17 protein-coding genes and 2 pseudogenes are annotated in these 18958 nt (G+C 51.7%); 16 read left to right on the top strand and 3 right to left on the bottom strand.

The window, feature by feature from the left end; genetic code table 11:
• Together BUB13_RS19185 and BUB13_RS16340 are read left to right on the top strand one after the other, a co-directional pair.
• On the top strand, positions 1-205 hold a 205-nt coding region (locus BUB13_RS19185), incomplete at its 5' end, for a hypothetical protein (protein ID WP_208610194.1).
• On the top strand, positions 118-654 hold the full coding sequence (locus BUB13_RS16340; RefSeq protein WP_084092228.1) for a permease: 537 nt from the start codon (positions 118-120) through the stop codon (positions 652-654). The genes BUB13_RS19185 and BUB13_RS16340, both read left to right, overlap by 88 nt.
• A gap of 283 nt (positions 655-937) precedes the next feature.
• On the opposite strand, the gene BUB13_RS16335 is transcribed toward BUB13_RS16340, so the two are convergent.
• Positions 938-1858: an AraC family transcriptional regulator gene (locus BUB13_RS16335; protein WP_072909836.1), complete on the bottom strand. Its 921-nt coding sequence runs from the start codon at positions 1856-1858 to the stop codon at positions 938-940.
• A gap of 194 nt (positions 1859-2052) precedes the next feature.
• On the opposite strand from BUB13_RS16335, the gene BUB13_RS16330 reads away from it, so the two are divergent.
• The 10 genes and pseudogenes from BUB13_RS16330 (at position 2053) to BUB13_RS16290 (ending at position 12130) form a co-directional block, all read left to right on the top strand.
• On the top strand, positions 2053-3042 hold the full coding sequence (locus tag BUB13_RS16330) for an aldo/keto reductase (RefSeq protein ID WP_072909835.1): 990 nt from the start codon (positions 2053-2055) through the stop codon (positions 3040-3042).
• Between the two features lie 23 nt (positions 3043-3065).
• Positions 3066-4055, top strand: coding sequence for an aldo/keto reductase (locus BUB13_RS16325; protein WP_072909834.1), 990 nt, complete (start codon positions 3066-3068; stop codon positions 4053-4055).
• A gap of 35 nt (positions 4056-4090) precedes the next feature.
• Positions 4091-5173 carry an alpha/beta hydrolase gene (locus BUB13_RS16320; RefSeq protein ID WP_072909833.1) on the top strand — a complete coding sequence of 361 codons (1083 nt, stop codon included), beginning with the start codon at positions 4091-4093 and terminating at the stop codon, positions 5171-5173.
• Between the two features lie 10 nt (positions 5174-5183).
• Positions 5184-6272, top strand: coding sequence for an alpha/beta hydrolase (locus BUB13_RS16315; protein WP_072909832.1), 1089 nt, complete (start codon positions 5184-5186; stop codon positions 6270-6272).
• A 26-nt stretch (positions 6273-6298) separates the two neighbouring features.
• Positions 6299-7336, top strand: a complete 1038-nt coding sequence (locus BUB13_RS16310; protein WP_208610193.1) for an alpha/beta hydrolase — start codon at positions 6299-6301, stop codon at positions 7334-7336.
• Positions 7337-7358: 22 nt separating this feature from the next.
• A pseudogene (locus BUB13_RS16305) lies at positions 7359-8003 on the top strand (carboxymuconolactone decarboxylase family protein); the annotation flags it as partial.
• Positions 8004-8087: 84 nt separating this feature from the next.
• A pseudogene (locus BUB13_RS19555) lies at positions 8088-8496 on the top strand ((R)-mandelonitrile lyase).
• A 47-nt stretch (positions 8497-8543) separates the two neighbouring features.
• On the top strand, positions 8544-9740 hold the full coding sequence (locus BUB13_RS16300; RefSeq protein WP_072909840.1) for an aldo/keto reductase: 1197 nt from the start codon (positions 8544-8546) through the stop codon (positions 9738-9740).
• A gap of 39 nt (positions 9741-9779) precedes the next feature.
• On the top strand, positions 9780-11012 hold the full coding sequence (locus BUB13_RS16295) for a multidrug effflux MFS transporter (protein ID WP_084092226.1): 1233 nt from the start codon (positions 9780-9782) through the stop codon (positions 11010-11012).
• On the top strand, positions 11009-12130 hold the full coding sequence (locus BUB13_RS16290; protein ID WP_072909831.1) for an MBL fold metallo-hydrolase: 1122 nt from the start codon (positions 11009-11011) through the stop codon (positions 12128-12130). The genes BUB13_RS16295 and BUB13_RS16290 overlap by 4 nt, the downstream gene beginning before the upstream one ends.
• 372 nt (positions 12131-12502) lie before the next feature.
• On the opposite strand, the gene BUB13_RS19550 is transcribed toward BUB13_RS16290, so the two are convergent.
• Positions 12503-12703 carry a DUF2180 family protein gene (locus BUB13_RS19550; RefSeq protein WP_072909830.1) on the bottom strand — a complete coding sequence of 67 codons (201 nt, stop codon included), beginning with the start codon at positions 12701-12703 and terminating at the stop codon, positions 12503-12505.
• 404 nt (positions 12704-13107) lie between these two features.
• Here BUB13_RS19550 and BUB13_RS16280 point away from each other — a divergent pair, with 404 nt between their 5' ends.
• The 4 genes from BUB13_RS16280 to BUB13_RS16265 are packed head-to-tail and all read left to right on the top strand — an operon-like array spanning position 13108 to position 17538.
• On the top strand, positions 13108-14721 hold the full coding sequence (locus BUB13_RS16280; RefSeq protein WP_072909829.1) for a glycerol-3-phosphate dehydrogenase/oxidase: 1614 nt from the start codon (positions 13108-13110) through the stop codon (positions 14719-14721).
• 56 nt (positions 14722-14777) lie between these two features.
• A complete protein-coding gene (gene pyk / locus BUB13_RS16275) occupies positions 14778-16217 on the top strand; it encodes a pyruvate kinase (protein ID WP_072909828.1) in 1440 nt (479 codons plus the stop codon).
• A gap of 39 nt (positions 16218-16256) precedes the next feature.
• Positions 16257-17261, top strand: a complete 1005-nt coding sequence (gene gap, locus BUB13_RS16270; RefSeq protein WP_072909827.1) for a type I glyceraldehyde-3-phosphate dehydrogenase — start codon at positions 16257-16259, stop codon at positions 17259-17261.
• A gap of 28 nt (positions 17262-17289) precedes the next feature.
• On the top strand, positions 17290-17538 hold the full coding sequence (locus tag BUB13_RS16265; RefSeq protein WP_072909826.1) for a hypothetical protein: 249 nt from the start codon (positions 17290-17292) through the stop codon (positions 17536-17538).
• Between the two features lie 159 nt (positions 17539-17697).
• Here the strand turns inward: BUB13_RS16265 and BUB13_RS16260 are convergent, their stop codons facing one another.
• On the bottom strand, positions 17698-18501 hold the full coding sequence (locus BUB13_RS16260; RefSeq protein ID WP_072909838.1) for a DeoR family transcriptional regulator: 804 nt from the start codon (positions 18499-18501) through the stop codon (positions 17698-17700).
• Positions 18502-18958: the final 457 nt, after the last annotated feature.

The raw sequence follows: 18958 nt of genomic DNA, 5'->3' as shown, positions 1-18958 counted from the left end.
TTGCCGGAGGATATTGAACCGGCCTCCAAAGAAGAAGCCAAAGAGCCTGGCTGTGGCTGACCGGCAAAAAAGAATGGGAGTTCCCCATCAAAAAAGCACGAAACACATCTTCACCGGATCCACCACGGACTTTCTTACGCCTTTGGTGATCTGCTCGGAGATATCGGCAAATGGCTGCTCCTCGGAATTGTTGTTGCCGGGCTGATCTCTTACCTTGTCCCGGATGATTTTTTCCTGCGCTATATGGGCAACGAAGCTCTATCATTGCTGATTATGCTGGGGGTCGGCATCCCCATCTACATCTGTGCCAGTGCCTCTACGCCTGTTGCTGCGGCACTGGTTCTAAAAGGACTTTCTCCTGGTGCAGCTTTAGTTTTTCTTCTAGCAGGACCGGCAACCAATGCAGCAACGTTGACCGTTGTGGCACGCTACTTCGGTAAACAGGCGACAATGGTTTATTTGGCGTCTATTGCTCTAGCGTCGCTAGCTCTTGGCTGGTTGACAAATCGACTATATGGCTGGCTTGGACTTGATATTACTCAGTGGGTCAATGAGGTAAGCGATGCAACAGATTCTATGTATATGCAGGGTGCCGCCTTGCTGCTGCTGGCCCTTATTCTAACAAGTCCCTTGAGGCAGAAGCTTGATGACTAACCAATGAGTCGGCCAGCAGGCTAGGCTTTTTATAGTCTCAAAAAAGTAATTTTTATAATTTAGCGCATGTGGCGTTGAAAAAGAGGCAGATCGGACAACAGTGTCAATTGTCGCAGATGCCTATTTTTGCCAATCTGCAGGTCAGGCAGTAGCGTATCTGCCAAAACGAAAATTGCTACTTATGCAAATCCGCTGATCAGAGGGTTTATAACCAGCCAAAAGTGAACAATCGACTTTTGAACTGCCCCTTTGCACCCCATCATCAGCATTTCTCGCCAGTTTTTTATCCAGCGCCAATCGCTGCTTCGCGTAAGTTTGAAATATCACGAACTGGTGGTGCGCCGAACTGACGACTGTATTCCCGACTGAACTGCGACGGGCTTTCGTAGCCAACCTGGAAGGCAGCGTTTGCGGCATCGAGATGGTCAGCCAGCATTAAACGACGGGCTTCCTGAAGGCGCAATTGTTTCTGATACTGTAGCGGACTGAGCGCTGTCATGTTGCGAAAGTGGTGATGGAAGGTTGATGTGCCCATGCTGGCCATCTCGGCCAGATTCTCGACCCGTAGCGGCTCCGAGAAATTTTCCTTCAACCAAGTTATCGCCCGCGCAACTTGCTGGCTTTGGGTGCCCGTTGCAGCGAGCTGGCGCAGTCTTGCCCCCTCATCACCCACCAATAACCGGTACCAGATCTCGCGCTGAATGACTGGAGCCAGTATCGGGATATCTTGCTCTTCATCAAGCAGGTCAACCAACCTCTGGAAGGCATTCGCCAAAGGAACCGTCATCTTGCCCGTGGACATGCCTCGATCTGTTTTTTGAGATCTTGGTGGAGGCAGTTGGCTGTCGGCCATTAGCTGAGATATGTCGCGGTAATCAAAGGTCAGCTTGAGGCCTAAATATGGTTTATCCGGGCTGGCCTCGATTATCTGCGCAACCACTGGCAGGTGAAGCCCTGAAAAAAGATAATGACTTGCATCATATCTATAGCTGTCTTCCCCAAGCATGACGCGTTTAGCTCCTTGGGCGATTAAGCAAATACTCGGTTCGTATGCTCCAGTAAGTGGCTCGGAGAGGTCGGGTTTCCTGAAAAGCCAAAGATCTTGGATCTTCGAAGGACGCAATTCTCCATCCTCAGTAAATCGTGCAATGCTTTCTGCCAGGCAACTCATAGCCTCGTGTAGCGTCTGCTTCTCTTTTTTCATTGTATATCCCCTGTCTTAAGTGCTTTGCCCATACAGAAACACTACTCTCAGTAGCTCCCAACTTCAAATATTTTATGCCATGCAAGACGAATAGGCAATAAGTCAAGAGGATTGGTCTACCTGCAAATTCATGTCTGATGAGATTATAGGGCCACGATTGAGGCACTGCTCAAAAAGAACAAGGAGATGGATATATGGAAAATCGACAATTGGGAAACAGCGGATTGAATGTTTCAGCAATAGGCTTTGGTTGCATGGGGCTTAGCTTCGGTTATGGGCCAGCCACTGACAAAAAAGCAGGGATCGATCTGATACGATCTGCTGTTGACCTTGGAGTGACGTTTTTTGATACCGCTGAAGTCTACGGGCCATTCACCAACGAAGAGCTGGTCGGCGAGGCTCTCGCGCCATTACGCGACAAGGTCGTGATAGCGACCAAGTTCGGCATTCGATTTAGTAGCGATGGCAAACAGCTACTTACAGATAGCCGTCCTGAAACTATCAAGACGAGCGTCGAAGAAAGTCTTCAACGTCTGAAGACAGACGTCATCGATCTTTATTACCAGCACCGTGTTGATCCGGATGTTCCCATTGAAGACGTTGCCGGGGCAGTCAAGGATCTGATCCAGGCCGGGAAAGTTAAGCACTTTGGCCTGTCTGAAGCAGGCGCAAAAACCATCCGCCGTGCCCACGCCGTACAGCCGGTAACCGCACTTCAAAGTGAATATTCGCTCTGGTGGCGGGAACCCGAGGCGGAGATCCTGCCGACTCTTGAAGAACTTGGAATCGGCTTTGTCCCCTTCAGTCCTCTTGGCAAGGGCTTTCTGACCGGCGCGATCAATGAGGAAACAAAATTATCAGAAGATGACTTTCGGAACAGCGTGCCGCGCTTTTCTCCTGAGGCGCGCAAGGCCAATCAGGTCTTGGTCAATTTGCTCGGAGACATTGCATCCAACAAAAATGTCTCACGTGCGCAGATCGCTATCGCCTGGGTTCTCGCCCAAAAGCCGTGGATTGTTCCAATCCCTGGAACCACAAAACTCCATCGACTTAAAGAGAACCTTGGCGCAGCCAACGTGGAGCTGACAAGGGAAGATATCGAGAACATTTCAGCCGCTGTTGCGGGAATAGAAGTGCAAGGAGACCGGTACTCGGCACAGCTTCAAAAACGTGTTGACCGCTGATCTAAGGAATCAAGGAGTAAAAAGTGCAAAAACGCAAACTTGGAAATAGTGGTCTGGAAGTCTCGGCACTCGGTCTTGGCTGCATGAGCATGGGAGCCGTTTATGGTCCCGGTGCTAACAAGAAGGATGCAATTGAACTAATTCGATCTGCTGTCGAGCGAGGTGTCAACTTTTTTGATACCGCTGAGGCATACGGACCTTTTGCCAATGAGGAACTTGTCGGCGAAGCTCTGGCCCCCGTTCGCGATCAGGTGGTGATCGCCACCAAATTCGGGTTTGGTATCAGTCCTGACGGAACAAGGTACGGCCTCGATAGCCGTCCTGTACACATCAGGCAAGTTGCGGAAGCCTCACTTAAGCGTCTCAAGGTCGAAGTCATAGATCTTCTTTATCAGCATCGTGTCGATCCTAATGCCCCGATTGAAGATGTCGCGGGCACGGTGAAAGATTTGATTCAGGAAGGCAAGGTCAAGCACTTCGGACTTTCAGAACCAGGTGCCAACACCATCCGTCGTGCTCATGCTGTCCAGCCGGTTGCTGCGGTGCAAAGCGAATACTCCCTGTTTTGGCGCGGAGTAGAGGAAGAAATCCTCCCGACTCTCGAAGAACTCGGAATTGGTTTCGTTCCATTTAGCCCTCTTGGAGCAGGGTTCCTGACTGGCCAGATCGACAAGACCACCAAATTCGATAGCACCGACTTCCGCTCGCACGTTCCCCGGTTCTCTCCTGAGGCGTTGGACGCAAATTTCGCGTTGGTTGATCTGCTCCGAGCTGTTGCCGAACGCAAGAAGGCGACCCCGGCACAGGTTGCTATTGCTTGGCTGTTGGCTCAGAAACCATGGATTGTGCCGATTCCGGGTACCAAAAAGCTTACGCGCCTCGATGAAAACCTCGGGGCACTTACCGTTGAAATGAGTGCTGATGATCTCCGTGAAATTGACGCGACTTCGGCAAGGATCAAGGTGCAAGGAGCCAGGCTTCCTGAGGGCTTTTTGGAAATGACAGGACTATAAAAAATCAACTCACGACTAAAAGGAAGGTAAGGACAATGTCAAAAATAAGAAACTTTTCGCTATGGACGTCAATCCTTAGAGCAACACTCTTAGCAGCAATCATTAGCATTTCAGCAGGTGTAGCTATGGCTGCTGATTACAAACTAAACCCGTTCACCCTGACCTACGAAGGTGCGATTACAGAAAATGTCAAAGGTAAAGTCAATATTCATCCGGTTACTTACAAACTTAATGGCCTCGATATTTCGGCCAATGTCTATACCCCTGCGAACTATGAACCCAGCAAACAATATCCAGCCGTGGTGGTGGCTCATCCCAATGGTGGTGTGAAAGAGCAGGTTGCCGGTTTGTATGCGCAACGTTTGGCAGAGCAAGGCTATATCACCATCGCTGCCGATGCGGCGTACCAGGGAGCCAGCGGTGGCTTGCCCCGCAATGTGGATAAGCCAGCGAACCGGATTGAGGATATTCATGGCATGGCTGACTTTATCACCCAATATGCGGGAGTTGATGCCAGTCGGTTGGCCCTGCTCGGTATTTGCGGCGGTGGTGGCTATTCTCTAAAAGCAGCCCAGTCTGACAAGCGATTTAAAACCGTTGCCACCTTGAGCATGTTCAATTCCGGTCGGGTGAGACGCAACGGCTATATGGACTCGCAAATGTCCACCATCCAGAAACGCTTGCAGCAAGCGTCGGATGCCCGCGCTCAGGAAGCGGCTGGTGGTGAGATTATTTATGCCGCCAATGCCAAATTGACCGATGAACAAATCGCCAAGCTGCCGTTTGATCTCTATCGTGAAGGGTTTGGCTACTACGGCAAGACCCACGCCCACCCGAATTCAACGTTCAGATACACCATGAGCAGCCTGCTCGACTTGATGAGCTTCGATGCCGCCAGCAATATGGACTTGATCAACCAACCATTGTTGATGATGGCAGGCACCAATGCTGATTCCCTGTACATGACCCTGGATGCGTTCAAAGACGCTCATGGCACACAAAATAAAGAGTTGTTTCTGATCAACGGTGCTACCCACATCGAAACCTATTGGAAGCCGCAATATGTTGATCAGGCCATGGACAAGTTGAATGAGTTTTTCGGGAAAACACTCAAATAAGGAGTCAGCGATGAAGGCAAGATTTGGAAAATTGTTTGTAGTGCTCGCGCTGGTATTTGCCAGCGTGAGCCTAACAGCCTGTTCAGCGGTTCAGCATAGCGGAAAGCTTGAACCAATCGTTATCCAAGAGCAAGGTAGTTTTACTGCTGGCGGTACCGTGATCACCAGTCCGGGGACCTTCGATCCCGTTAAAATGACACCTGAGGGCCAAACCTTTCACGGTGACCACGTTTATGCATTTTACCAAATCCCTGAAAAAGCCCGAAAACTGCCTCTGGTCTTCTGGCATGGCTATGGCCAGTTCTCGAAAACTTGGGAGACCACGCCTGATGGTCGCGAGGGATTCCAGAATATCTTCCTGCGGCGTGATTACCCGGTGTATCTGCTGGACCAGCCACGTCGGGGCAATGCTGGGCGTAGCACCGTGGCAAGGACAATTGAGCCAGTACCTGACGAGCAGAGATGGTTCAATATTTTCCGGGTCGGAATCTGGCCTGAATTTTACCCAGAAGTACAGTTCCCCCAAGACCAGTCTTCTCTGGAACAATACTTTCGTCAGATGACTCCCGATACCGGCCCAATAGATATCGATGTGAATTCTGATGCTGTCGCAGCACTGTTTGACAAGATTGGTCCAGGCGTTCTGGTGACTCACTCTCACAGTGGCGGAATGGGTTGGGCAACTGTTATGAAAAATCCTGAAATCAAAGCCGTCGTGTCCTACGAACCTGGCAGCAACTTTGTTTTCCCGGAAGGTGAAGTTCCCCCTGAAAAGAACAGCTCCGGTGGCTCACTCAAACCTGTTGAAGTGCCTCTCGATGAATTCATGAAACTCACAAAAATTCCCATTGTCATCTATTACGGGGATTTCATCCCGGCTGAGCCAACCGATATTCCGGGACAGGATATGTGGCGCATCCGTCTTGAGATGGCAAGGCTCTGGGCCGATGCCGTTAACCGTCATGGTGGGGACGCAACTGTCGTGCATCTGCCGGAGGTTGGTATCCTTGGCAATACGCACTTTCCATTTTCGGATCTGAATAATCTCGAAATTGCCGATCTGATGTCCGAATGGCTTGCACAAAAAGGGCTGGATTAGTGCTTATCACGAGGAGACATAGCCGAATGAGCAAGCCACAGCAAAGACATGCGGCCATGAACAAAGCCTTCTTTATCCTGATGCTTATTCTGGCCTGTTGCTTGGCTGGTATCGATATGGCGGATGCAAATACTGGCACACCTTTGAAGGCGAGAGGAGGTGAATATACTCACCTTACGACCGATGGGTCTGTTCGTGACCTTGTGGAGCATCCGGCTTTTAAAGGCTTTAGCCAGCTCATGCTCCCGACTGAACGTGACATCCGTTACCTCGATACGCCGTTAAGCAATGTACGCTCGCTCATGCCCTATCACGGTCATGTGAACCCGGATACCGTTGTGGTGGCGCTGAACCACATGATTGATGAGGTTAACGACAGCAGGACTGTCTTCTACGATTTCTACACCGATCAGCAAAAACTGGCGGACCCCGATAAAGAGAACACCGGGCTCTTCTTCTATCGAGGAGCCAAGGGGGCACCGTTTGCGATTGTCTGCCCTGGCGGAGGGTTTTCCTATGTCGGTTCCCTTCACGAAGGTTTTCCCCTGGCCTCAGAAGTCAGCCGAAAGATGCTCAACGCCTTTGTCATCAGGTATCGCATCGGCAGCCAGCTAAAAGCGACTCAGGATCTGGCGGCAGCTATCAGCTACATTCTCAGGAACGCAGAAGAACTCGGGGTGAGCCGTGACGGTTATTCACTGTGGGGTGGCTCTGCCGGGGCCAGAATGGTTGGCCATATCGCTCTAAGCGGTGTTGCCGCCTACGGGGGCGAGGATCTACCAAAACCATCGACCGTCGTCATCGCCTATACCGGACAGTCAAGCTTCTCGGAAGATTTCCCGCCGACATTTATGACAAGCAGCGCGAATGACGGTATCGCGAGCGTCTCGTCAGTCGATAAGCGCGTAAAAAATCTACGCGATGCCGGAGTAGAGGTTGAGTATCAAAGGTACAGAACTGCCGGTCACGGTTTCGGGCTCGGCACGGGGACAGACGCCGAAGGCTGGCTCGATCTGGCGATCCAGTTCTGGCAAAAGCAATTAAACAAAACCAGCAGTCGCTGAGAACTGCTTAGAAGGAAAGAATATGAAAAATTACGTAAAAATCATCACGACATTGATTGTCGTATTTGTCTCTGCCGTGAGCTTTTCCCAGGCACAGGCTGAGGAAAACAAGACCTTGAGTAGCAAGGAAAAAGGGATCATTCCCATCGCAGCCTTTACCGCAAACGGAAACCTGCCAAAACTGGAAGCCGCTTTTATCAAAGGGCTGGACGCCGGTTTGACGGTCAACGAAATCAAAGAGATCCTTGTTCATTCCTATGCTTATGCCGGTTTTCCACGCGCCCTGAATGGGATCAATACTTTTTCAGCCGTTTTGGACAAACGCAAAGAGCAAGGGATCAAAGACACAATTGGCAAGGAAGCAACCGCCGTGCCTGCCGATTTTGATCAAAATGCCTATGGTCATAAGGTCCGTAACGGGTTAGTTGGCAGGGATATATCGAAACGTACCAGCGGGTATCCGGTCTTTACCCCCATCATCGACAAGTTCTTAGTGGAGCATTTATTTGCAGATGTTTTCTACCGAGATGTCCTCAGCCATCAGGAGCGGGAACTGGTGACCATCGGCATTCTGGCCGCGATGCCTGGGACGGAGCCACAACTCAAAGCACATCTTGGGGTCTCCATGAACGTCGGGCTGAGCAAGTCGCAGCTTGATGATTACGTTGCAGTTCTCAGACAGGAGGTCGGCACGGACACTGCTGACAGGGCCGCCAAAGCCCTTAGCGAGAAGCTTGGCGTCAGTTCCCCTGTGGAACAGGCAAAACCGATTCAGGTCACTAGGGACAACGCGTCATCTGAGGGTTCGGCTGATTATTTTACCGGGAAAGTACGCATTGACACCCGGTTCCGAGCGGAGGCTCCTGCGCGAGTCTACGGAGCTAACGTCATTTTTGAGCCTGGCTCCCGCACCGCCTGGCACAGCCACATCTGTGGGGCAAACCCTGATCGTCACAGAAGGGACCGGGTTGGTGCAACGCTGGGGTGATTCTGTTGAAACCATCAGGAAGGGGGATGTGGTCTGGATTCCACCTAACCAGAAGCATTGGCATGGGGCAGCACCAGATTCAGGCATGACCCATATCGCTATCGTCGAACACCTTGACGGCAAAAGTGCGGAATGGATGGAGCATGTCAGTGATGAACAATATGCTCAGTGACCAAAGCGAAAAAAAACCATAAAACCACTGATGAGGAGGTAATGAATATGGATAACTTGCATAACAATCCAACCGAAAAGGGCGAGTCCACTCAACTTAATCGTCGCAAGTTTCTTCTCGCAGGCGCAGGCGCAGGGGTGGCCGCAGCTTCGTTGCTGCCTCATGTTTCGGTTCAAGAAGGACAGGCTTCCACCGAGGGCACAGGAGTAGCCAATACTCATCAGACCACGGATCTGGGGAAACGCAGGCTCGGTGCACTTGGGGTGTCGAGCATCGGTATCGGTGTCCAGAACATGCACCGCAAGTATGACACTACTGTGCCGTACCGTCCGGAAATGGTCAGTATCCTTCGCGAGGCATTTGATCGCGGTATCACTTTCTTCGACAGTGCTGAAGCATACGGGCCGTTCGAAAACGAACGAATTCTCGGCGAGGCTATTAAGCCGTTCAGAGACAAGGTTAGAATCACATCCAAGTTCGGTTGGAACATCGACCCTGACACTGGTGAGCGTGGCCCCGGACTCAACAGCCGTCCCGAACGTATCAAGCGTGCTGTCGAGGGGTCACTCAAGCGACTGCAGACCGACCATATAGACCTTCTCTATCAACACCGCGTTGACCCGCAAGTGCCGATAGAAGATGTTGCCGGAGCGGTCAAGGATCTCATGGCTGAAGGCAAGGTTCTGCATTGGGGCCTTTCCGAACCGGGCATGCAGACGATCCGTCGTGCTCATGCCGTGTTGCCGCTGACCGCGATTCAAAATGAGTATTCGATGGCGACCCGAGATCCGGAAAAGGACGTGATACCGCTCTGCGAGGAATTGGGAATCGGCTTTGTCCCCTGGTGGCCGCTGGACTGCCAATTACTCACCGGCTGGCACGATGCTAACACGCGCTTTGCCACTGGCGATTTTCGTGCAATCACTCCGAGATTCTCACCGGAGAACCTGGCTCACAACATCAAGCTGGTTGATTTGATAAAGAACTGGGCGGCTCGCAAGCAGGCGGCTCCTGCTCAGATCGCGCTTGCCTGGCTGATGGCGCAGAAGCCCTGGATCGTGCCGATCCCCGGAACGACTGTGATGGCGCACATGCAGGAAAATATCGGCTCGACCGAGGTTCGATTCACCTCTGCCGAAATCACTGAACTGAATGCGGCAGTCAGGGCTATCGATGTTCGCGGGCAACGCTTGCCCGACAGAGTGCTGGCATATTCGGGTGTTGAAGCGCCTTTGAGAAGATAACAACCGCTATAAAAAATATTGGAGAAAATAGTGTCCACCATGTCATACCCCAAAACTGAGGGAACAACTGACGTTTCCATCCCCTTAACTCCTGGCTGGTACTTACTTTCAGTTCTTAGTCTGTTAATGGGCTTTGCGTCCATCTCTACCGATCTTTATCTGCCTGCCATGCCGGTCATGGGCCAATCTTTACAGGCAGATTCGGGAATGATCGAATGGACCATCTCGGGCTATCTGATTGGCTTCAGCTTTGGCCAATTGTTCTGGGGGCCGATCAGCGACCGTTACGGTCGCAGGATAGCGGTCGGTAGTGGGCTAATCTTATTTGTCGTGGGCTCGGCTGGATGTGCCTTATCCAATGATGTATTCACGATGATTGGCTGGCGGATTGTGCAGGCTCTTGGTGCTTGCGCCAGTGTTGCTCTCTCTCGCGCCATGGTGCGTGATCTGTATCAGGGAACCAAGGCTGCTCAGATGCTGTCAACCTTGATCACAGTCATGGCTATCATGCCCTTGGTTGGGCCGTTAGTTGGTGGCCAGATTGCTGCGATGTCCAGTTGGCGAGCCATCTTCTGGGTGCTGGTCGCAGTCGGTGTTGTAACCTTGGGCGCACTTTACACCATTCCAGAAACCCTTCCTGCACAGAGCCGCAATCCGGAACCACTTGCCAAGGCACTGTTGCGCTATGTGGAACTATTGAAGAACCGTCGCTTGCTTGGTTATCTCGGCGCTGGCGGCTTCCTCTATGCCGGTATGTTTGCTTATGTCGCTGGAACCCCTTTTGTCTATATCAGCTACTATCATTTTCCGGCTCAACTCTATGGTTTGTTGTTCGGTCTCGGAATCATCGGGATCATGGCCGCGAACGTATTGAACCGGTGGCTAGTCGTTCGTTTCGGTTATGACCAGATTCTGCTATATGGAACATTGATGGCCATGCTCACGGGTGTTTGGGCCGGTGTTGTCGCATACAACGACTTGGGTGGGCTGTGGGGTCTGGTTGTGCCACTGTTCTTCTTCGCCTCAACGACGGGTTTGATTGTCGCGAATTCGATTGCTGGCGCGCTAGCTGACTTTCCGCAACGGGCCGGAGCCGTTTCCGCGTTGACCGGTGCGGTTCAGTACGGTAGCGGCATCTTTGGTTCCGGATTGGTGGGTTTGTGGGCCGATGGCACTGCGTGGCCGTTGGGCCTGGTGGTTGCTCTGAGCGGACTCGGGTGCTTATTGTCGATGATTTTGTTGATCCCAGCGCGGGCCGGAAAGGTAAAATGAAGAAAGCTATCAAAATGACTCTATGTCTTGTTGTTGGGCTTGTAGCTACAGCATTGTTGTTTACGGCCTGTGCTCCCCAGTTGGGGGCATCAGGAAACGAAGGAAAAATGAAGCATTCCTCTAACTTCAAAGACGGAAAATTCATCAACCCCGTTCCAACCCGAGTAAGCACCTCTTCAGGAAACCGGCTGGGCTCGTTGATAGAGTTTTTCACCGACCAGCAAACAAGAGAACCGAAAGTTGTCCTGCCTTCCGTTTCGGTCGAAGCAGAACGCATTGGGGCAGGAGAAGGTTTGCGCGTGACCTGGCTGGGACATTCCACGTGCCTGATCGAAATGGATGGGCAGATCATTCTCACCGACCCGATGTTTAGCGACCGAGCTTCACCTTTCCCTTTTTTAGGGCCGAAGCGTTTTGACATCGATATGCCGCTAAAAATCCAGGATTTACCTAAAGTCGATATCGTATTGATCTCACACGACCATTATGATCATCTCGATTACCCAAGTATCAAAGCGCTTATTGATAAGACGTCAATGTTCTATGTTCCATTAGGCGTTGCAGCACACTTGGAGCGTTGGGGTGTCCCGCAATACAAGATCGTTGAGTTGGACTGGTGGGACGAACATACAAATGGTGCAGTGAAGTTAACAGCGACTCCGGCACGTCATTTTTCAGGACGCTGGCTGGCCAGGAACAATACTCTGTGGGCTTCTTGGGTAATTCAAAACGAACAACATAGAGTCTTCTTTGGTGGCGACTCCGGCTATTTTGACGGATTCAAGCAGATAGGTGAAAAGTATGGTCCTTTCGATATCACCATGCTGGAATCAGGGGCCTATAACGAAGCCTGGTCGGAAATACACATGATGCCGGAGGAAACGGTAAAGTCTCATCTTGATCTTCAGGGTAAGGTTTTGCTGCCAATCCATTGGGGACAGTTCAATTTGTCCATGCATGCCTGGACAGAACCCATCGAAAGGTTGCTGACAGAAGCTGAACGCCAGAACGCAACTGTTGCAACTCCGCAGATTGGGCAAGCGGTGTCGGAAAACGAGGTCGTACCAAGAACGACATGGTGGCAATTAGCAAATAATGCATTTGCCAGAGTAGAGTGAATATTTACCAGGGAGGCTGTGTAGGCGGGCAAGAGGTTCAGTTGGGGACACAAAAGTCCCCGCCTTGTTTTCCTAACCTAAGGCAGGGGCCATCGCAGAATTCGTGAGTTTTTGAAGAGCCACCACCTCGTAAAAAATGGGGTGGTGGTTTTGCTTCATAATAGGTGGCGGGTTTCACGCAATAATGCCCGGAGGGTTTCACATCATAACGGGGTGGCCGCTTTCAGTCATAATATGCAATAACAGATCAAGACCTCACCAACAAACGGTCTACAGCAATTTTCAAAATCAACTCAATCCACGCACACAGCCAAAATAAAAGGCCCCGCTGTAAATCGCGGGGCCTTCAAAAATCAACAGAGATAAAGGTGATCAGCTGGTCAACGATTTCACTGCTGCACATTTACTGCAGAGAATATGAATAATTTTATGGTCAACCCAACCTGAAGTTCTCTGCACCAGCGGCACATCCTTCTCTATAGCATGGTCCATACACAATCCCATCCCACAGACAGCACAGACAGCAACTGCGTCCGAACTATTTCCATCTTTTGCGCACTCATAGCACTTCATTGATCCTGCTCCCTTCCTACGTAAATAGAGAAACAAAAATATCTGTTACCGCCTGAAAGCATAGAAGACTTTGCTAACAGGTCAAGGAAAATCTGTAAAATAATTTCCTAAACGAAAATATTTGCTTTTCGTACGAACATAAGATGAAACGCTGGCCTATCTCTCTGGGCTATTATTGAAAACGAAAAAAGCTAGTCAAGTCATCGATTTTTAGTAACTAGCTATTTCTCGAACATGATCTGAGACCCTTCCTAAATGGGCCCATAGAAACATTCTGAAGATTTACTAAACTAATGTTCGATTTTCGCTTGCAAACATTTTTAAGTCGGAATATGATCGTAAACGAACATTAACTCCAGCAAGCACTACGGAGCTCAATTTTACGCCCAACCAGGGAGACCGACATGAAAAGACAGCAGACCCTCGATACCCTTAAACAGGAACAGCCCTTTGATCTTCTGGTTGTCGGCGGCGGCGCCACCGGTTGCGGCATTGTCCTCGATGCAGCGGCACGCGGACTAAAAGTTGCTCTGGTTGAAAAAATGGATCTTGCCGAAGGCACCAGTAGCCGCAGCACCAAGCTGGTCCATGGCGGTGTCCGCTATCTGGAAAAAGCGGTCAAGGGGCTGAACAAGGCCCAATACGACCTGGTCAAAGAAGGCCTCCACGAGCGTGGCGTCCTCCTCAAAAATGCGCCCCACCTGTCAAACCGGATTTCGTTTGTCACCCCACTCTATAAATGGCTGGATGTCCCCATGGTTTTCACCGGCCTGAAACTCTACGATATCCTTTCGGGTAAAATGCGCCTCGGCAGCAGTCGTCTGCTCAGTCGCAAAGCGACTCTGGAACGCTTCCCGATGGTCAAAGCCGAAGGCCTTAAAGCCGGAATCCTCTATTACGACGGTCAATTCAACGATGCCCGCATGGCTGTCGCTCTCGCCAGAACCGCAGAGCAGCGTGGCGCAGTTATCGCAAATCATGTCGAAGTGACTGACCTTCACAAAGAAAATGGCAAGGTAAGTGGAGCCGTCGTACGCGACTGCCTGACCGGCGAGCAATGGACGGTCCGCGCCAAGGGCGTTATCAATGCCACCGGCCCCTTCGGTGACCGCCTGAGACAGATGGACGACCCCGCGACCAAACCGATCATCACCGCCAGTTCGGGAATTCATATCGTCCTCGACAAGCGCTTCTCGCCACCAGAAAACGGCCTGATGATTCCGAAAACTGAGGACGGCCGGGTCCTGTTTGTTCTGCCATGGCAGGGACACGCACTGATCGGCACCACTGACGATCCGGCAAAAATCACCGAACACCCCAAAGCCAGCGATGAAGAAATCGATTACCTGCTACGGCATGTCGGCAAATACTTTGATCTGCAACCGACTCGCGACGACATAAAAGCAACCTGGTCTGGCTTGCGGCCACTGGTCGCCGATCCCGATGCGGCCGACACCTCGAACCTGGTGCGCGATCATGTTATCTCGATGAGCGATGCCGGCCTGCTGACAATTGTTGGCGGCAAATGGACCAGCTACCGCCGCATGGCCGAAGATACTGTCGATCAAGCGGTTGCCGGCTGGAATCTTGCCCCGGCCAATCCCTGCGAAACCAATCATATTTCGGTCATCGGTGGGGTCAATTACAAGAGCCAGGGCGACCAACAACTGACCACCAAATACGGCTTCGAAAAAGACGTCAGCTACAACCTGAACCGCGCCTATGGTGATCAAGCCGAACAGGTCGCCGAGTTAAGCCAAAAGAACCTCGCAGAGCGCCTACATCCAAAACATCCATTTATCGAAGCCGAAGTTCTTTTTGCCACCCGCTACGAATTTGCCGCCCACGCGATTGACGTCCTGGCACGTCGCCTGCCGCTGGCCCTGATCGACAAAGCTGCTGCTGCACAGGTTTTGCCTCGGGTCATCGAAATCATGGCCAAAGAGCTGGGCTGGGACCAGCAACAGTGCGGAAAAGAACTGGAGCTTGCAACCGAACGACTGCACGTCGCCCTGTAACCAAGCAGCAGCAAGACAGCCAGCGCGCATCCCGAGCCGCACAAGGAGAAACAAATATGCATCGCCGCACTAAAATTGTCGCAACCGTCGGCCCGGCCTGCGAATCGCCCGAACAACTGCAAGAGCTTATGGTCGCCGGGGTCGACGTTTTTCGTCTCAATTTTTCCCATGGCGACCTGAACAGTAAAGCGATGCTGATCCGCCGCATCCGCGCGCTATCCGAACAACGTCAACAGGCGGTCGCAATCCTGGCAGATCTACAGGGACCCAAAATCCGCACCGGCTTGATGGAGGGCGGCAGCCAGCACCTCATCAAAAATCAGCAGGTGACCATCACCACCCGTGAGTTGATCGGTAAAGAGGGACTGATTCCGGCCCGCTATCCGAAACTACCGGGCAATGTCGCAATCGGGGAAAGAATTCTTCTCGACGATGGCATGCTCGAACTGATCGTGGAAAAGATCGAAGAGACAGAGATTTCCTGTCGGGTGGTTCACGGCGGAAAACTAAAAGACTGCAAAGGGATCAATCTTCCCGGCGCCAGCGTTTCAGTTCCCTGCCTCACCGAAAAGGATCTGGCCGACCTCGCTTTCTGCATCAAAGAAGAGGTCGATTTCCTGGCGCTGTCTTTTGTCCGCCACGCTGATGACGTAAAAAACCTGCAAGAGCGGCTACACATCGCCCAGGCGAACATCCCGGTGATCGCTAAAATCGAGAAACCCCAGGCGATTGATGATTTCGACAACATCCTCCAAGCGGCCGACGGGATCATGGTCGCACGCGGTGATCTGGGCGTGGAAATCCCTCCAGAACAGGTTCCGTTGCTACAGAAGCAGATCATCCGTAAATGCAATCAAGCCGGGAAGCCGGTCATCACTGCGACCCAGATGCTGGAAAGCATGATCGACAACCCACGCCCAACCCGCGCTGAAACCTCCGATGTCGCCAACGCCATCATGGATGGCACCGACGCGGTGATGCTCTCGGCCGAAACCGCAGCAGGCAAGTACCCGCTGGAAGCGGTTTCACTGATGGTCCGGGTCGCCGTGGACGTGGAAAGCGATCCACTGTTGCGCGAATCCACCTTCCAACCATCACCGGCAACAAGCGGCGCCGAACAGCAGGCAGACGCCATCGGCCAGGCGGCCTGCCACGTTGCGGAAAACGTTTCCGCAGCAGCGATTCTCGCCTTCACCCAAACCGGCAGCACCGCCGCGCTGGTCGCCAAATACCGCCCGAGCCTGCCGATCTATGCAGTCACTCCAAGCCTGACCGTGCGCCGCCAACTGGCATTGCACGCTGGCGTCCAGTCAATTTCGGTGGCCAACGTACAAAATACCGAGGAGCAGATTCACGCCATGGAAATTGCCGCGATCGATGCCGGAGTCCTCAAGCCAGATGATGTTGTGGTCATCACTATGGGCAGCCCCGTTTCGGCCCCCGGCACAACCAATCTATTGAAAGTCCACACCCTGACCGGTGCCGAAAACAAATAACCTTATCCATATTCAACACCTTAATAGGAGTCCCAAATTATGAGCTGTAAAGTCGCCATCAATGGCTTTGGCCGCATCGGCCGCAACGTTCTTCGTGCATCTCTCGATTCTTCTGCTTTTGAAATCGTCGCAATCAACGATCTGACCGATGCTGCAACCCTCGGTCACCTGCTGAAATACGATTCGGTACATGGCATCCTAAGCGCCGATGTCCAGGTCGAAGAGGATGCCCTGCGGGTTGCCGGAAAACCGATTCAGGTATTGAAGGAACGCGACCCGGCCAAACTTCCCTGGAAGCAGCTTGGCGTCGATATTGTCATCGAATCGACCGGTTTTTTCACCAACCGCGACGGCGCAGCGAAACACCTTGAAGCAGGCGCGAAAAAAGTTGTCATCAGCGCACCGGGTAAAGATGTCGACCTGACCGTCTGCATGGGTGTCAATCAGGACGACTACGATCCAGCCAGCCATCAGGTCATCTCCAACGCCTCCTGTACCACTAATGGCTTGGCACCGGTCGCCAAGGTTCTGGCTGCCGAATTCGGCATCGTCAAAGGGCTGATGACCACGATCCACGCCTACACCAACGACCAGAAGATTCTCGACCTGCCTCATTCCGACCTACGCCGCGCGCGTGCTGCCGGCATGTCGATGATCCCGACCAGTACCGGTGCCGCAAAAGCGGTATCCCTGGTCCTGCCGGAACTGAAAGGCAAACTGGACGGAATGGCAATCCGGGTGCCGACACCGAACGTTTCAGTTGTCGACCTGGTGGTCGAAACCGAAAAGCCGACCAGTGTCGCACAGGTCAATGCGGCCCTAAAAGATGCTGCCGCAGGGCCGCTAAAAGGGATTCTGGAATTTTGTGAACTGCCGCTGGTCTCCAAGGATTTCAACGGCAACCCGGCCTCATCGATCGTTGACGGCCTGTCGACCAGCATTATCGGGGACAATCTGGTGAAAGTGCTCTGCTGGTACGACAACGAGTGGGGTTATTCCAACCGGGTGCTAGATCTGGTTGAGTTTATCGCCGAAAAATCCTAGCGGGCCGACAACGGGCAGGAGTCAACAGATGAGAAAGAAAGAAGCGAACAGCAAACAACATGTCATCTCTTTTCGCATCGACGATTCAGAGAAGGAAGTCCTGCTCGGCATGGCAGCCAAGAGCGGCGATTCCATTTCAAACCTGCTGCGCAGAAAACTTAATCTGCCGCTATTGCCGCAGATGGAGAGACAGAAAAGGGGTGTTTCCGCTCATACGCTTAAAGCGTTTGGCGAATTCAACAGTCGCCACGTGCCCCGAGAGCGACGTATAAAATAACCTGCAACACGCACTGGCAAAAAGGCGCTGTCAGTGGCGAGAGCTGGCGTTCAAACCAGTTCATTGTTGTCTCGCAACGATCTACCCTATGCGCACTTAAAACTAAAAAAGGAGGCCCTGGAATACAGGCCTCCTTTTTTATTGCCACAGTCGCTTAAATCAATCGGTCGCTTCAGTCGGGCTCTCAGGGATATACAGCGCAACGTTCTGTTCCCGCAGAATCTGGACGATTTCTTCCGGCGGCATCTGGTCGGTGAACAACCCATCGATCTGCGAAATGCTTCCGAGCCGGACCAGAGCGCTGCGGCTGAATTTGGAATGGTCCGCCGCCAGGTAAATTTTCCGGGAATTTTCGATAATTGCCTGTGCAACCCGTACTTCATGATAATCGAAATCGAGCAGACTGCCATCCAGGTCGATTGCCGAAATGCCGATAATCCCGAAATCAACCTTGAACTGACGAATAAAATCGATGGTCGCCTCACCGGTGATGCCGCGATCACGATGCCTGACAACCCCACCAGCGACAATCACTTCGCAGGTCGGATTACCGCTGAGAATTGTCGCAACATTCAAATCGTTGGTGATAATCCGAAGCTGCTGGTGATCGCGCAATGCCTTTGCCACCTCTTCGGTTGAGGTGCCGATATCGATAAAGATTGAAGCGCCGTCCGGTATCTTCTCCGCGATCATCTGAGCGATCAGCCGTTTTTCATCCTGCAGCAAAACCTTGCGGGTATCGTAAGCAACATTCTCAACACTCGAAGACAGACCGACACCACCATGATAGCGCCGCGCCAGACCATGCTCGCACAGATCGTTGATATCCCGCCGAATCGTTTGAGGAGTGACATCGAATGTTTGGGTTAGAAACTCGACCGACAAAAACCCTTCCTGCTGAACCTTTTCAACAATCTGCTCTTGCCGTTTATTGAGCTTTATTTTTTCTTTGCTATCAATCATAAGAGCCTCGACATCAGCGATAAAATTGTTTTCAGCTACAACTTCAGGGCTGAAAATTAACATATCTTTTCGCTTTCTCCCACTACTTAATCAGCAAGCAACCAAAAACGAAAACAAACCAACAACCCCATTCCGAGCGACAAATCACCGAGAGCAAATTCGCAAACGCTACTCATCCCTTTAAACGCCCTAAACCACAGGGAAAATCAGTAATATAAGCAAGCTACGGCAATTATTGGATAAATTGATTATGCCCGGGAAAATCATACAACATCTATTTACGGAGATATTCGAATGCGAATAAAACAATGGACAAATTATTTCCTTTTCGCATATTTTTTTGTTGCAAAATGAACATTTGCGCAGTAATGTTCGTTTTAGAACTTCGTTTGAGGCGCAATAGTATACATTTCGCATCCAGAGTATACTGAAACCTGACGCATGCTATTGAGCCACA

The organism is Malonomonas rubra DSM 5091 (assembly GCF_900142125.1).
Classification (GTDB): Bacteria; Desulfobacterota; Desulfuromonadia; order Desulfuromonadales; family Geopsychrobacteraceae; genus Malonomonas; species Malonomonas rubra.
The sequence above is the reverse complement of the archived record's forward strand: the minus strand, read 5'-3'. Positions and strand labels throughout refer to the sequence as shown.